The organism is Nonomuraea sp. NPDC050478 (genome assembly GCF_044458265.1).
Classification (GTDB): domain Bacteria; phylum Actinomycetota; class Actinomycetes; order Streptosporangiales; family Streptosporangiaceae; genus Nonomuraea; species Nonomuraea ferruginea.
On record NZ_JBITHT010000003.1, the window covers coordinates 60,782 to 75,445 of the forward strand.

Below are 14,664 nucleotides of genomic sequence, written 5' to 3' on the forward strand. Positions count from 1 at the left end.
CGGGCGGCGGACGAGAAGGACCGCCGCGCTGTCCAGTGTGGCCGATATTCCGGCGGACAGGGCAAACCCCCGGCGCCGTGTCGCGCAGACAAGACGAATGACCGGGCGCGCTCGCGCGAGAAAGCCCGCCATAACCTGTGTCCGGCGGTAGCTTTACCGGAAAGTTTGCTCCTGCCGAGCGCGCCCGGCCGCCTTCCGGGCACTATTTCAGGTGATGTCAGCGACACGGACGACCCTTTCGCGCCGCCCGGCCGGATCTCGCGCCGGGCGGCTCGTGTCGCACGCGCTGCTGGCGGTCGTCTGGCTGATCGTCGCGGTCTTCGCCCACGGCGGCGCCTGCGCCGCACTGGAGCTGTCGGAGCAGGCCAGCCACAGCGCCCAGCTCGGCGACGGCGGTCACGCCGCGGACCAGGGGCACGTCGCCGCAGCTCAGCACCGTGCGCACTGCTGGCATCACCAGCTGCCCGAGAGACACAGGCACAGCACGGAGCAGGACGGCTCGGCGACCCATCCGGCCGGCCCGCCGACCGGCGCGCCCATGCCGGCCGCGATCGTCGTCTCCCCTCCCGCCGCCGTGGGCGGCACGGTCCCGGCGGCCGTGGCGGGCCGCCCCACGTCCTGTCAGGAAGATCTCTGTGTGATGCGCATATAGGACGCGCGGCCTTTCACGCGCCGTCAACCGTCCGCTATCGCGTCCATTCATTTCGGGGATCTCCATCATGTCATCGCAAGCTGTTTCCGCGCGCCTGAAAGAGGCGCCGTCCGGTAGATATTCGACGCTGCCGCTCTCGGTCGGCAATACGCCGTTGACTTTCATATCCGAGCCGTTCGTGCCGGGCGGCGGAGGATTCTGGGCCAAACTCGAAGGCTTCAACCCGGGCGGCATCAAGGACCGCCCGGCGCTGCACATGGTGCGCCGGGCACGGGCGCGCGGCGACCTCCAGCCGGGCGCGACCGTCGTCGAGTCGACCAGCGGCACCCTCGGGCTCGGCCTGGCACTGGCCGGCATCGTGTTCGGCCATCCGGTCGTGCTCGTGGCCGACCCCGGCATGGAGCCGCTCATGTGCCGGCTGCTGGCTTCCTACGGGGTACGGCTGGAGATGGTCACCGAGCCCTGCGCCGTCGGCGGCTGGCAGCAGGCCCGCCGCGAACGGGTGCGGCAGCTCCTCGCGGAGAGCCCCGGCGCCTACTGTCCCGACCAGTACAACAACCCCGACAACGTGGACGCCTACGCCGGGCTGGCCCACGAACTGCTGAACCAGGTCCCCCAGATCGACACGCTGGTGTGCTCGGTCGGCACGGGCGGGCACAGCGCGGGCATCTCCAGCGTGCTGCGCCGCCACTTCCCCGGCCTGAGCCTCGTCGGCGTGGACACCGTGGGCTCGACCATCTTCGGCCAGCCCGCCAGGCCGCGGCTGATGCGCGGGCTCGGCTCCAGCATCTACCCGCGCAACGTCGCCTACGACGCCTTCGACGAGGTCCACTGGGTCGCCCCCGCCGAAGCGGTCTGGGCCTGCCGCACCCTGGCCGCCCTGCACTACGTCTCCGGCGGCTGGAGCACCGGCGCCGTCGCCCTCGTGGCCCGGTGGCTGGCCCGTGCGCAGCCCGGCCGGACCATCGTCGCGATCTTCCCGGACGGGCCGTGGCGTTACTGGGAGAGCATCTACGACGACGACTACTGCCGGGCCCACGGCCTGCTCGGCGCCGTCCCGGCCGGCGAGCCGGACCTGCTGCTCGCTCCGGACGAGCGGGAAGTCCACCGCTGGACGCGCTGCACAGGCGTGCGCGCCCCGCTGGCAGCCGGGCGATGAGGCGCACCCTGGCCGAGTTCCGCTCCTTCGACCGGCCCATCCAGCTCCTGCAGATCAACCAGGCGGGCATCAACCTCGGCTTCTACATGCTCATGCCCTACCTCGCCCAGCATCTGTCGACCGGAGCCGGTCTGGCCGCCTGGACGATCGGGCTCGTCCTGGGCCTGCGGAACCTGAGCCAGCAGGGCCTGTTCCTGATCGGCGGCACCCTGGCCGACCGGCTGGGCTACAAGCCGCTGATCATGCTGGGGTGCGCGCTCCGTACGATCGGGTTCGCCCTGTTCGGGCTGACCACGTCGCTGCCGTGGCTCCTCGTGGCGGCCGCCGTGACCGGGGTCGCCGGGGCGCTGTTCAACCCGGCGGCCCGCGCCTACCTGGCGTGCGAGGCGGGTGAGCGCAAGGTGGCCGCGTTCGCCGTGTTCAACGTGTTCTACCAGGGCGGCATCCTGCTCGGCCCGCTGGTCGGCATCGCCCTGCTGAACGCCGGTTTCGCCGCCGTGTGCCTGTCCGCCGCGGGGGTCTTCGCGGTGCTGACCGTCATGCAGGGCCTGTGGCTGCCGGCCCGGCGCGGGCCCGCCGGTGAGCAGCAGCCGGTGCTGAGCGACTGGCGGCGGGCGTTCGGCGACCGGGCCTTCGTCTCCTTCGCCGCGGCGATGATCGCCTCCTACGCGCTGTCGTTCCAGATGTACCTGGCGCTGCCGCTGGAGGTGGAGCGGGTCGGCGGCGGCGAGAGCGGCGTGATGGCGTTGTACGCGCTGTCGGCGCTGCTCGGCATCGCCGGGCAGGTACGGCTGACCGCCTGGTGCTCGGCCCGGTGGAGCCGGGGACAGGCGATCAGCCGGGGCCTGGCCCTCATGGGGGTCGCGTTCCTGCCCCCGGCGGCGACGGCGCACCTGGCCCTGCCCCCGGGCTGGGCGCTGCTGCCTCTGGTGGCGTGCACGCTGCTGCTCACCCTGGGGACGCTGGCCGCCTTCCCGTTCGAGATGGCCACCATCGCCGACCTGGCGGGAGACCGGCTGATCGGCACCTACTACGGCGTGTACAACCTGCTGTCCGGCATCGGGATCCTGGCCGGCAACCTGCTGGCGGGCGCCCTGGTCGACGCGGGCCGCTCCAACGGCATGGCAGCTCTGCCGTGGGCGCTGCTGGCCGCCGCGGGATTGGCCTCCGCGGCGGCCGTCAGGCGGCTGGACCGGAGGGAGCGGCTACCGGTCGCCGGCCGGGTCCCGGCCGGCTGACCACGACCGCCGGCGGGGAGCGCCGGGCGGCCGGCCCGGACAGAGGGAAGCATTACCTCCGTTGTCACGTCGGATCACCGGTGGCTGGGCAGCATCTGGGGTGATGCGGTCCAGCCGGCCGTATCGGGCTGGTTGGGGGGCCGGGACCGAAGATGAGCGACGAAGCGTGGGACGACCGCGAAACACCGAGCGTGCGCCGCCGCGAGATGCTCAGCCTGCCCGTCGCCCTGGCCTGTGGCTCGGCGGTGCTGACCGCGTGCGGGACGATCCGGCAAGCCGGCGGCGCCGCGACATCCACCCCTGCCCCCAGCACGGAGCAGACCCAAGAGGTGCCGGTCACGCCACCAGAAGACCTCATGCGCGAGCACGGGGTACTCAAACGCATCCTGCTGATCTACCGGGAGGGCATCCGGCGGATCAACGCCGGCGAGCCGGTGCCCGCCCAGCCCTTGCATGCCGGGGCCGGCATCATCCGCACCTTCATCGAGGAGTACCACGAGCAACTTGAAGAACGTTACGTCTTCCCGCGCCTGGTCAAGGCCGGCAAACTGACCGACACCGTGCCCATCCTGGTCCGGCAGCACCAGCGCGGCCGCGTGCTGACCGGCCGCATCCTGGACGTCACCGCCAAACCCGCCCCCCAGCGGGCCCGCCGGGACCTGACCGCCGACATGGCCGCCTTCATCCGCATGTACGAGCCCCACGAGGCACGCGAGGACACCGTGGTCTTCCCCGCCATGCGCGAGGTCATCCCGCCCAGGGAATTCACCGAGATGGCCGAGACCTTCGAAGACGAGGAGCACCGCCGTTTCGGCGCGGCCGGCTTCACCGGCATCGTCGGGCAGGTGGCCGACATCGAGAAGACGCTCGGGATCTATGACCTGAACCAGTTCACGCCTCGCGTATGACCCTGCTGAGAGCGACATGCTCCGGCACAGGCAGGACTGAGTCGGCACGCCCGTGAGGGCGAACCGCCGTCGCAGTCGTCGTTCATGCCGGGTAGGCGTGGGTCTCGGTGGCCTTGACCGAGGCCCAGATCCGCTGGCCCGGGGTCAGGTCCAGGTCGGCCACGGCCGCGGGGGTGATGTCGGCGAACGCGGTGACGGGCCCGTCGAGGTGCACCCGGACGTTGTCGCCGTGCCGTTCGATGCCGTCGATGGTGGCCCGCCACAGGTTGCGCGGGCTGCCGTCCGGGCGGGAGCGGTAGAGCGCCACGGCGGCGGGCGGGAAGGCGACGAACGCGGGCCCGTCGAGCTGCTCGCAGGTGTGCAGCAGCAGCTCGCCGACCTTGACCCGGCCCGCGTCGGCGGTGCCGCGATACAGGTTGAGCCCGACCAGCCGGGCCACGTAGTCGGTGCGCGGACGCCGGGCGACCTCGCCCGGCGCGCCCTGCTGGACGATCGCGCCGTGCTCGATCACGATCAGCCGGTCGGCCAGCACCATCGCGTCGAGCGGGTCGTGGGTGACCAGGACCGTCGCGCCGTCGAAGTCGGCCAGGTGGCGGCGGAGCCGGGAGCGGACCTCCAGCCGGGTGTGGGCGTCGAGCGCGGCCAGCGGCTCGTCCAGCAGCAGCAGCTCCGGCCGCACGGCCAGCGCCCGCGCCAGCGCGACCCGCTGTGCCTGCCCGCCGGACAGCTGCGCCGGTCTGGCGCTCGCGCGGTCGGCCAGGCCGACCCGCTCCAGCAGGGCGGCGGCGGCACGGCGGGACTCGGCCTTGGAGACGCCCTGGCAGCGCGGCCCGAAGGCGACGTTGTCCAGCGCCGACAGATGGGGGAAGAGCAGGTAGTCCTGGAAGACCATGCCGATCGGGCGGCTCTCGGCGGGCAGGGTGTGCAGCGGCCGGCCGCGCAGGCTGATCTGCCCGCCGGACATGCGGGTGAGCCCGGCCAGGGCGCGCAGCGCGGTGGTCTTGCCCGCGCCGTTGGGGCCGAGCAGCGCGACCACCTCCCCGGCGGCGACATGGAGGTCGAGGTCGAGGGTGAACGCGGGCCGTTTGACGACCAGGCGGGCGCGCAGGGTCATGGCGCGCTCACCCACCGGTCGCGCAGGCTGGCCAGGATGACCACGGAGACGGCCAGCAGCACGAGACTGAGCACGATCGCGGCCTCCGGCTCGGTCTCCAGGGCCAGGTAGACGGCCAGCGGCATGGTGCGGGTGGTGCCGGGGAAGTTGCCGGCGAACGTGATCGTCGCGCCGAACTCGCCCAGCGCCCGCGCCCAGCACAGCACCGCCCCGGCCACCACCCCCGGCATGACCATGGGCAGCGTCACCCGCCGGAACACCGTCCAGCGGGAGGCGCCGAGCGTGGCGGCGGCCTCCTCGAAGCGCCGGTCGGCGCCGCGCAACGCGCCCTCGACACTGATCACCAGGAACGGCATCGCGACGAACGCCTCGGCCACGATCACCCCCGCGGTGGTGAACGGCAGCGTGATCCCGAAGCTCGCCTCCAGCCACTGCCCGACCAGCCCGCGCCGCCCCAGCACCAGCAGCAACGCGACACCGCCGACCACCGGCGGCAGCACCAGCGGCACGGTGACCAGCGCCCGCACCAGCCTCCGGCCCGGGAACTCCACCCGGGCCAGCAGCCAGGCCAGCGGCACCCCGAGCAGCAGGCACACGACGGTGGCGACGGTGGCCGACACCAGCGACAGCCGCAGCGCCTCCAGCACCTGCGGCTCGGCCAGCCGCTCTAGCAGCGTCGGCCACGGGGCACGGATCAGCAGCCCGGCCAGCGGCAGCACCAGGAAGACCAGCCCCACCACGGCGGGCAGCACCAGCATCCACGGCAGCCGCCCGGAGACCTCACGGCGCGGGCCCGGCAGGTCGAGGCGCTCCGGCGCGGAAGAACTCATCCTTGATCAGGGCGCCTCGAAGCCGGCCTTGGTCAGCACGTCCCTGCCCTGCCGCGACAGCACCAGGTCGACGAACTGCCGGGCCGCCTCACCGGCCGGCGCCTTGGCCAGGGTGGCGATCGGATAGTCGTTGATCGCCTGGTCCGCTTCCGGGAACTCGATGCCGGTCACCTTGCCGTCCGAGGCGATCACGTCGGTCGCGTAGACCAGCGCCGCGTCCACCTCACCCAGCCGCACCTTGGTCAGCGTGGCCTTGACGTCCTGCTCCAGGGTGACGGGGGTGACCTTCAGCCCGGCCGCGTCCAGCGCCTTGGCGGCCGCCGCCCCGCACGGCACCTGCTCGGCGCAGAGCGCCACCTTCACCTCGGGGCCGGCCAGGTCCTTGAGCTCGTCCACCTGCGCGGGGTTGTCGGCGGGGACGGCGATCCGCAGCTTGTTGCGTACGAACGTGACCGGCGCACCGGCCAGCGCGGCGTCGGTGACGGTCTTCATCGTGGCCGGGCTCGCCGCCGCGAACACGTCGGCCGGGGCGCCCTGGACGAGCTGCTGGGCCAGCGTGGCGCTGGAGCCGAAGTTGAACCGGACCGTCGTGCCCGGATGCGCGGCCTCGAAGGCCTTGCCCAGCTCGGTGAACGTCCCGGTCAGCGACGCCGCCGCGAACACCGTCACCTCTTTCGCGTCGCCGCCGGCGGACGCCGCCTCCGAAGCGGAGGACGTGGCGCCGGAGCCGCACCCCGACAACCCCAGCGCGAGCGCGACGGGCAGGGCGACCGCCCACCGGGAAAGACGAAAGACCAAGGGGGCTCCTCACAAATGGCTGGCCACGCGCTCGTGACCGGGGATCTCCACGACGACGTTGGTGGACTTGATCACGGCGACCGCCACCACCCCCGGCTCCAGGCCCAGCTCGTCGGCGGCCTGGCGGCTCATCAGCGACACCACCCGGAACGGCCCCGCGGCGATCTCCACCTGCGCCATCACCGCGTCGCGGATCACCTCGGTGACGATCCCGCGGAAACGGTTGCGCGCCGACGTGCGGCCGCCGTCGCCGACCGACTCGACCTGGGCGCGGGCGAAGGCGGCCAGATCGGCGCCGTTGACCCGCCGGTGGCCGTGCTCGTCGCGCTCCGCCCGCAGCCGGCCCGCGTCCACCCACCGGCGGACCGTGTCGGAGCTGACCCCGAGCAGCGCCGCGGCCTCACTGATCCGGAACGTCGTCACAGCCCTCACCATACCCTTCGCACATGCCAATCTGAATACCGGTCTTCCCCCGCAACAGCGGCGCTCCCTACGGATCTGCCATGGCATCCACGAGATCCCCGACGTGACCGGGCCGGCGAGAACACCCGAGGAAGATCTGCCGCCCCTTGGCGAACCTCAGAGGCCGTCACGAACCCAACATGTCTACCTTGAGGGACAGACAGGGAGAAAGGGCGGCCATGACTGCTGGAGAACCCGGTCACTCAGGCGACTCCCGCTACCTGCCGATCGGAGACCACGGTCTCATCGGCGACCTGCGGACGGTCGCGCTCGTGGGCACCAACGGCACCATCGACTGGTACTGCTGCCCGCGCTTCGACGCGCCCAGCGTGTTCGCCGCGATCCTCGACGCCGACCGGGGCGGCTCGTTCGAGCTGGCCGCCGACACCCCGGCCAGGACCAAACAGTTCTACTTCCCCGACACCAACGTCCTCATCACCCGCTTCTTCGCGGACGACGGGGTGGGCGAGATCCAGGACTTCATGCCCATCGCGGACGACTCGCGCGAGGCCGACCGGCACCGGATGATCCGCCGGGTGTCCTGCGTCCGCGGCTCGCTCCCGTTCCGCGCCCGGGTCGCGCCCCGCTTCGACTACGCGAGGCAGCCGCACGCCGTGATCCCGCAGGAGGATCGCGTGCTGTTCGAGTCGGCGTCGCTGTCGCTGTCCCTGACCGCCAGCGTGCCGATGGAGACCGACGGGCAGGACGCGTGGGCGAAGTTCGAGCTCAGCGAGGGAGAGCAGGCGGTGTTCGCGCTCGACCGGGTCGGCGGCGACCTGGCGGCGCGCGGCTGCCCGATCGCGGAGGCCGAGGACGAGTTCACCGCCACGGTCCGCTACTGGCGGCGCTGGCTGTCGTCCTCGCGCTACCGCGGCCGGTGGCGCGAGGTGGTCCACCGCTCCGCGCTCACGCTCAAGCTGCTCACCTACGCCCCGACCGGCGGGATCGTCGCCGCGCCGACGACCAGCCTGCCCGAGCAGCTCGGCGGCGAGCGCAACTGGGACTACCGCTACGTGTGGATCCGCGACGCCGCGTTCTGCGTGTACGCGCTGCTCAGGCTGGGCTTCACCAAGGAGGCGGAGGCCTTCATGGGCTTCCTGTCCACGCACGTGCCGCTCAGCAGCGACAGCGGCACCGGCCCGCTGCAGATCATGTACGGCATCGACGGGCGCAGCGACCTGCCCGAGCACGAACTCGGCCATCTGGAGGGCTATCGGGGCTCCGCCCCGGTGCGGATCGGCAACGCCGCCGCCGACCAGCTCCAGCTCGACATCTACGGGGCGCTCATCGACTCCATCTACCTCTACAACAAGTGGGGCGACCCGATCGCCAGCGACCGCTGGGACGAGCTCTGCACCCTGGTCGACTGGGTCTGCCTGCACTGGGACCAGCCCGACGAGGGCATCTGGGAGACCCGCGGCGGCCGTAAGAACTTCGTCTACTCACGGCTGATGTGCTGGGTGGCCATCGAGCGCGCCATGCGGGTGGCGATCCAGCGCGGGCTGCCCGCCGACATCCCGCGCTGGCGCGAGGCACGCGACGCGATCTACCAGGAGATCATGCGGCGCGGCTGGTCGGCCAAGCTGCGGGCGTTCGTCCAGCACTTCGACGAGGACGTGCTGGACGCGTCCCTGCTGATGATGCCGCTGGCCAAGTTCGTCTCGCCGACCGACCCCAAGTGGCTGTCCACCCTCGACGTGCTCGGCGACGGGCTGGTCTCCGACTCGCTGGTCTACCGCTATGACCCGGCGGTCAGCTCCGACGGGTTGCGGGGCTCGGAGGGCACGTTCTCCATCTGCTCCTTCTGGTACGTCGAGGCCCTGGCCCGCGCCGGCCGCGTCGACGAGGCCCGCCTGGCCTTCGAGAAGATGCTCACGTACGCCAACCATCTGGGCCTGTACGCCGAGGAGATCGGCCACACCGGCGAGCAGCTCGGCAACTTCCCGCAGGCCATCACCCACCTCGCGCTCATCAGCGCGGCCTTCAACCTCGACCACGCCCTCGGCTGACGGCGAGGTCAGGCGGGCCGGCGGTCTTCGAGGGGGTTGGCGGCGATCCGTCCCGCGACGTCGTTCCCGACCGACGCGGCGGTGGCGCTGTCCGGCTTGCGCCTCGCCTGGTCCTCGAAGCACGCCAGGAACTCCGCGCCGAATCCCAGCCGGGGATGGCGGGCGAGCATCTCCGCCCTGGCCTCCGGCGAGAACTCCTCCGGCCGCCGTCCCACCACCTCCCAGCTCGTGGCGACCTGCAGCAGGTGGGACTCGGGGTCGGTCGCCGGGGACACGTCGTCGCGCATGTGCAGCACGATGATCTCGCCGACCCTGGCGGCCCGCTCCGCCGGCCAGCCGGCCGCCCACGCCGAAGACCCAGGCCAGATGTCCTCCGGCCTCCTCGAACGGCGCCCTGTGGCTGTCGAAAGGCTCCGTCAGCCCGATGTCGTGGAGCAGGGCCGAGACGTAGTAGAGCTCGTCGTCGAAGGCGATCCCGTGCGCCGTGCCGTACATCGTCCCCCAGAGGTAGGAGCGGACGCAGTGGTTGAACAACGCGGGCGAGTAGAAACGCCTGGCCACCGACAGCGCCGCCGCGGCGGCGGGAGTCTCCGGGAACATGGGCCCAGCTTGTCATCCGGTCGTCAGGCCGCCGAGGTCCGGCCTCGGCCGCATGCGGCGGTCGGTACGCGATGCGGGGACCGCGCTGACCGAGCCCGCCCGGCCGATGGCCTATCTTGGCGGGTCGTCGGCCTTGAGCTTGTCTCCCGTGTCGGAGACGAAGACGACCAGCAGCTTCGCCGGCCGCGTCCGGCTGGTGTTCTCCGTGAGCACATGGTGGGCGCCCGGCGGCTCGACCCAGTTCTCGCCCCGGCGGTACGTACGCACCGGCTCGCCGCCGAGCCGGCTGCGCACCGTGCCCTCGAGTACGTACGCGTAGACGAAAGCCTGGCCGTGCCGATGCGGCGCCGCGCGTGCGGCGGGCGGGAAGTCCACGATCGCCGAGGTGAACGTCTTGCCCTCGACGTTGGGCAGCGGCTGCTCCAGGAGGGGCGACAGCGTCTCGGACGGCGGCCGCGAAACCGTGGCGGCCACCGGCGGCTGGGCGGTCGCGCGCTCCACCGCGGGCGCGCACGCGACGGACGCGGCCAGAAGCCCACCGGCGGACAGTACGCGGATCATCACGGCTCTCCTGTCCTGCTTCGCACGTACGAAGCGGGGATCGGGCAGGAGGATTGACATCCTCCCCCGCCTGAAGGCGTGGGATTCCAACCCGTCTCACGCTGAGAGGAGACAGGTTGAGGTTCGCGGTTCACCGGCTCGCCCAACGGCAAGCCTCCCCGCGCAGCAACGGCATGCCCTGCCGCGTGTGCGATGTTTCTGGCCGCGTTCACATCGGCGTTGCCAGCGTATCCGCAGGACCGGCACCGGTAGCGCGCCTGGCTCTCACGCGCCGCCCGGTCCACGATCCCGCACGCCGAGCACCGCTGGCTCGTACACGCGGGGTTGATCTTCTGGACGCGGCCGGGAGCCTTATGCTCCAGCCGCGCCACCAGCCGGCCCCACCCGTTGGCGAGGATGCCCCGGTTCAGGCCCGCTTTCTGGCGGACGTTGCGGCCCGGCGCTTCGAGGGTGCCGGACGCCGACCGGGTCATGTTACGGATCTTCAGGTCTTCGACGGCGATCACGTCGAACCTGCGGGCCAGGTCCGTGCTGGTCTTCTCCACCCAGTTCTTGCGCCGGTCAGTCTCACGCCCCTTCAGCTTCGCGATCGCCGCCTTCACCTGGTCGCGCCGGTTCGACCCGCGTTTGGCCCGCGCCAACTTCCGCAGCAGACGCGCCAGCCGCCTCTGCTCGGTATCACGCAAGGTGGGTGCGTTCAGCATCTCGCCGGTGGACAGCGCAGCCGAGACGGCAACGCCCCGGTCCACGCCGACGATGTCGCCCGTGCCGGGCGCGGGGATCGGCTCCGGGATCGCGGCGAACGCCACATGCCAGCGCCCGACGCGGTCGCGGGTCACCCGGAACGACTTGACGCCCTCGGGGACGGTGCGGGACCAGCGGAACCGCACCCAGCCCACCTTGGGGATCTTGACCTCGCCGACGTGGCGGGACAGGCGGCGCACGTCACCCGCTTTGACGGCGACGATCCGGAAGCCTTCCCCCCGCCCGCGTTTGCGCCACGTCGGGCGCCGGTGGGTTCCGCCGAAGTAGTTCGCCATGGCTTGGGCGAAGTCCTTGAGCGCCTGCTGCTGGACGATGGTCGACCCGGCACGGAGCCACGCGCAGGCCGCCCGCGCCTCGGTGAGCTGGCGGCACTGCTCGGCGAAACCGGGCGCGCTCTTACGCCCTGGCTTCCAGTGGGCGTGCTGCTCGACCGCCAGGTTCCACACGTATCGGGCGTGCCCGCAGTGCTCCAGCAGCGCCTGCTCCTGGGCAGGCCTGGGCTGGAGTCGGTAGCGGGACACGCCGATCACACTACTGACTGTCACCGACAATGATTCAGGAGACAGAAGTGTCCGGCTGTTCCGCGTTTCCTCCCCGCCCTGAAGGACGGGGCATCCACGCTGTAGGTGTTTGGTGACGGCCCGGTCATCCGCCTTCCGTGACCCGGATGATCGTCTTGCCGGAGACGCGCTGGGTCGGCGCGAACGCGGAGGGCGCCTCGGCGAGCGTCCGCACGGCCCCGACGATCGGGCGGAGCCGTCCGTCCTGGACCCGCCGTGCCAAGTCCGCCAGCCGGGCGCGATCGGCCTCGACGACGAAGAAGATCGCCTGCCCGTCGGGGGGCCGGACGGCGGGCGGGGAGACGATGGTGACGAGCGTGCCGCCGGCGCGCACCAGCGCGGCCGAGCGGTCCAGAACGTCACCGCCGATCACGTCGAACACCACGTCGACCTGACCGGCGTCTTCGAGAGGATCGGCCCGCAGGTCCAGGAAGGCGTCCACGCCGAGCCCGAACGCGGTGTCCCTGTCGTCGACCCTGCCGGTGCCGATCACCCGGGCTCCCGCCTCGCGCGCGAGTTGCGCCGCGACAGAGCCGACACCGCCCGCGACGCCGTGGATCAGGACGGTCTGGCCGGCGGCCAGACGGCCGTGGTCGAACAGGCCCTGCCACGCGGTCAGTCCTGAGATCGGCAGCGCGGCGGCCACGGTGTGGTCGACACCGGCCGGCAGCGGCGCGAGGTTGCGGGCCTCCACCGCGACGTACTCGGCCAGCGAGCCGTTGCGGGCCCAGTCGGTCAGCCCGAACACCCGCTGGCCGACGGTCAGGCCGGTCGTCCCGTATCCCAGCTCGGCGACGACACCCGACACCTCGTGCCCGGGCACGCTGGGCGTCCGGTCGCGGCCGGCGCGATCGGACCACGTCGCCGGCCAGTCGAGCTCGCCGCGGGTGAACCCCGCTGCATGCACCCGGACGACGACGTCGTTCTCGGCGGCGTGCGGGTACGGCTCTTCCGTCAGGGAAAGCCCGGCCAGCCCGGCGGCGCGGTCTCGAACGGTGATGGCCCGCATGACGGCTCCTCGCTCGTGGTGGAGACATCGAACAGGACGAACGTACAGGCGTTCCCCTCCCGGACCCGGCCCCGCCACGACGTGCCGCGCGGATCCGCACGCGATGGCTCCGGGCACCCTCCGCTCGACAGGCACTCCCGGCCGGTCGGTACAGTGGGATGAGGTGCGCCGGGAAGTCTGGTCGGCAAATGACCGACCCGTACCCGAATCCCGGAGCGCCTCATGACCAACCCTGTCCCGCCCCGCAAGCCTGCCCTGCTCGGCCGGGGGTCCTGGGGCGAGACACTGAGGATCGGCGCCATCCTCCGCAAGGAGACCGTCGGCGGGGCGTTGCTCCTGGTCGGCGCGGTGGTGGCGATGGTCTGGGCCAACTCCCCCTGGGCGGACGCCTACGAGACGCTGCGCGGCGTCACGTTCGGGCCCGAAGCGCTCCATCTGAACCTGAGCCTGGCCACCTGGGCCGCCGACGGCCTGCTGGCGATCTTCTTCTTCGTGGCCGGGCTGGAGCTCAAACGAGAGTTCGTCGCCGGTGACCTGCGCGACGCGCGGCGGGCCGCGGTCCCGATCGCGGCCGCGCTGGGCGGGGTGATCGTCCCCGCTCTGCTGTATCTGCTCTTCGCCGGGGGCGTGGAAGGCGCGGCCCGCGGCTGGGCGATCCCGACGGCCACCGACATCGCTTTCGCCCTGGCGGTGCTGGCGGTCATCGGCCGGTTCCTGCCCACGGCGCTGCGCACCTTCCTGCTCACCCTGGCCGTGGTCGACGACCTGGTGGCCATCGTCATCATCGCGCTGTTCTACACCGACCACCTCTCGCCGGTCCCGCTGCTTGCGGCGCTGGCGCCGCTGGCGCTGTTCACCGTGCTGGTGCAGCGCCGCGTGCGCTCATGGTGGCTGCTGCTTCCGCTGGCCGCCATCACGTGGGCGCTGGTGCACGCCTCGGGCGTGCACGCCACCGTCGCCGGCGTCCTGCTCGGCTTCGCCGTACCCGTCCTGCGCAGCCCCAAGTCCGGCGGCCCGGACGCGGGCCCCGGCCTGGCCGAGCACTTCGAGCACCGCTTCCGTCCCCTCTCGGCCGGGGTGGCCGTGCCCGTGTTCGCGTTCCTGTCCGCGGGAGTGACCCTCGGCGGAGCGGACGGCCTGATGAGCGCCTTCCGCGACCCGGTGGTGCTGGGCGTCGTCGTGGGCCTGATCGCGGGCAAGCCGATCGGCATCATGACGGCGACCTGGCTCATGGCCCGCTTCACCCACGCCGACCTGGACGAGAACCTGTCCTGGGTCGACATGCTGGGACTGTCGCTGCTGGCCGGGATCGGGTTCACCGTCTCCCTGCTGATCGGCGAACTGGCCTTCGGCGTGGGTGACGACGCGCACGTCAAGGTGGCGGTGCTGGCCGCATCGGTCACCGCCGCGCTCCTGGCGACGGTGGTCCTGCGCCTGCGCAACCGCGCCTACCGGCGCATCCACGAGATCGAGACCGCCGACCTCGACCAGGACGGCGTCCCGGACGTGTACGAGCCCGGCCAGGCCCGGCAGAACTGACCGCCGTCACGCGGCTAGGGTCCCCTCCAGCAGGGTGTTGAGCGTGAGCGCGCCCAGGAGACGGCCCCCTTCCACGACCGCGACCAGCGGGCTGCGCGTGCGCGTCATCAGGACCGCCAGTTGCAGCGTGGTGGCGTCGGGGCCGCAGATCGGCAGATTCCCGGGGCGGGCGGAAAGGCAGTCGCGCAGGGCCCGGCCGCTCATCCGATGCGGGAAATCGTCAGAACCCGCCTCGTCCACCACCCGGACCAGGTTCGGATCAACCTGGAAGTGGTGCGGGACGGCCAGCCGCAGAACCTCGGTGCCCGGCAGGACCGTGTACGGCGATCCGTCGTCGCCGACCACGATGAGTCCGGGCAGATCCCGCTCGGCGAGCAGCCGCACGGCGTCGCCGACGGATGCGTTCAGGTCGAGCACGGGAAGGTCGATGATCAGGTCACGAGCGCGCACAGTGCATCCT

15 protein-coding genes are annotated in these 14,664 nt (G+C 72.0%); 6 read left to right on the forward strand and 9 right to left on the reverse strand.

The window, feature by feature from the left end; genetic code table 11:
- The first annotated feature begins 214 nt into the window (after nucleotides 1–214).
- The 4 genes from ACIBF7_RS14625 (at nucleotide 215) to ACIBF7_RS14640 (ending at nucleotide 3,957) form a co-directional block, all read left to right on the forward strand.
- Nucleotides 215–652, forward strand: coding sequence for a hypothetical protein (locus ACIBF7_RS14625; protein ID WP_397197276.1), 438 nt, complete (start codon nucleotides 215–217; stop codon nucleotides 650–652).
- Nucleotides 653–719: 67 nt separating this feature from the next.
- Nucleotides 720–1,811 carry a PLP-dependent cysteine synthase family protein gene (locus ACIBF7_RS14630; RefSeq protein ID WP_271275124.1) on the forward strand — a complete coding sequence of 364 codons (1,092 nt, stop codon included), beginning with the start codon at nucleotides 720–722 and terminating at the stop codon, nucleotides 1,809–1,811.
- Nucleotides 1,808–3,049 (forward strand): MFS transporter, encoded by a 1,242-nt coding sequence (locus tag ACIBF7_RS14635; RefSeq protein ID WP_397197277.1) that lies wholly within the window; start codon nucleotides 1,808–1,810, stop codon nucleotides 3,047–3,049. Before ACIBF7_RS14630 ends, ACIBF7_RS14635 begins: the two co-directional genes overlap by 4 nt.
- Before the next feature lie 152 nt (nucleotides 3,050–3,201).
- A complete protein-coding gene (locus ACIBF7_RS14640) occupies nucleotides 3,202–3,957 on the forward strand; it encodes a hemerythrin domain-containing protein (protein ID WP_397197278.1) in 756 nt (251 codons plus the stop codon).
- 82 nt (nucleotides 3,958–4,039) lie between these two features.
- Here ACIBF7_RS14640 and ACIBF7_RS14645 read toward each other — a convergent pair whose 3' ends face one another.
- From ACIBF7_RS14645 to ACIBF7_RS14660, 4 genes are read right to left on the reverse strand one after another with little or no spacing between them, the layout of a single operon-like run.
- Nucleotides 4,040–5,071: an ABC transporter ATP-binding protein gene (locus ACIBF7_RS14645; RefSeq protein WP_397197798.1), complete on the reverse strand. Its 1,032-nt coding sequence runs from the start codon at nucleotides 5,069–5,071 to the stop codon at nucleotides 4,040–4,042.
- On the reverse strand, nucleotides 5,068–5,901 hold the full coding sequence (locus ACIBF7_RS14650) for an ABC transporter permease (protein ID WP_148030922.1): 834 nt from the start codon (nucleotides 5,899–5,901) through the stop codon (nucleotides 5,068–5,070). Before ACIBF7_RS14650 ends, ACIBF7_RS14645 begins: the two co-directional genes overlap by 4 nt.
- Before the next feature lie 6 nt (nucleotides 5,902–5,907).
- Nucleotides 5,908–6,699, reverse strand: a complete 792-nt coding sequence (modA, locus tag ACIBF7_RS14655) for a molybdate ABC transporter substrate-binding protein (RefSeq protein ID WP_397197279.1) — start codon at nucleotides 6,697–6,699, stop codon at nucleotides 5,908–5,910.
- A 9-nt stretch (nucleotides 6,700–6,708) separates the two neighbouring features.
- A complete protein-coding gene (locus tag ACIBF7_RS14660) occupies nucleotides 6,709–7,122 on the reverse strand; it encodes a molybdopterin-binding protein (RefSeq protein WP_148030920.1) in 414 nt (137 codons plus the stop codon).
- 218 nt (nucleotides 7,123–7,340) lie between these two features.
- On the opposite strand from ACIBF7_RS14660, the gene ACIBF7_RS14665 reads away from it, so the two are divergent.
- A complete protein-coding gene (locus ACIBF7_RS14665) occupies nucleotides 7,341–9,170 on the forward strand; it encodes a glycoside hydrolase family 15 protein (RefSeq protein WP_397197280.1) in 1,830 nt (609 codons plus the stop codon).
- A gap of 8 nt (nucleotides 9,171–9,178) precedes the next feature.
- Here ACIBF7_RS14665 and ACIBF7_RS14670 read toward each other — a convergent pair whose 3' ends face one another.
- The 4 genes from ACIBF7_RS14670 to ACIBF7_RS14685 form a co-directional block, all read right to left on the reverse strand.
- Nucleotides 9,179–9,457 (reverse strand): hypothetical protein, encoded by a 279-nt coding sequence (locus ACIBF7_RS14670; protein ID WP_397197281.1) that lies wholly within the window; start codon nucleotides 9,455–9,457, stop codon nucleotides 9,179–9,181.
- Nucleotides 9,458–9,881: 424 nt separating this feature from the next.
- On the reverse strand, nucleotides 9,882–10,331 hold the full coding sequence (locus ACIBF7_RS14675) for a cupin domain-containing protein (protein WP_397197282.1): 450 nt from the start codon (nucleotides 10,329–10,331) through the stop codon (nucleotides 9,882–9,884).
- Nucleotides 10,331–11,641: an RNA-guided endonuclease InsQ/TnpB family protein gene (locus tag ACIBF7_RS14680; protein WP_397197283.1), complete on the reverse strand. Its 1,311-nt coding sequence runs from the start codon at nucleotides 11,639–11,641 to the stop codon at nucleotides 10,331–10,333. Before ACIBF7_RS14680 ends, ACIBF7_RS14675 begins: the two co-directional genes overlap by 1 nt.
- Nucleotides 11,642–11,741: 100 nt before the next feature.
- Nucleotides 11,742–12,665, reverse strand: coding sequence for an NADP-dependent oxidoreductase (locus ACIBF7_RS14685; RefSeq protein ID WP_397197284.1), 924 nt, complete (start codon nucleotides 12,663–12,665; stop codon nucleotides 11,742–11,744).
- Nucleotides 12,666–12,887: 222 nt separating this feature from the next.
- On the opposite strand from ACIBF7_RS14685, the gene nhaA reads away from it, so the two are divergent.
- Entirely contained in the window at nucleotides 12,888–14,204 is a 1,317-nt protein-coding gene (gene nhaA / locus ACIBF7_RS14690) for a Na+/H+ antiporter NhaA (RefSeq protein WP_148030916.1), read from the forward strand.
- Nucleotides 14,205–14,210: 6 nt separating this feature from the next.
- On the opposite strand, the gene ACIBF7_RS14695 is transcribed toward nhaA, so the two are convergent.
- Nucleotides 14,211–14,654 (reverse strand): CBS domain-containing protein, encoded by a 444-nt coding sequence (locus tag ACIBF7_RS14695; protein WP_187281095.1) that lies wholly within the window; start codon nucleotides 14,652–14,654, stop codon nucleotides 14,211–14,213.
- Nucleotides 14,655–14,664: the final 10 nt, after the last annotated feature.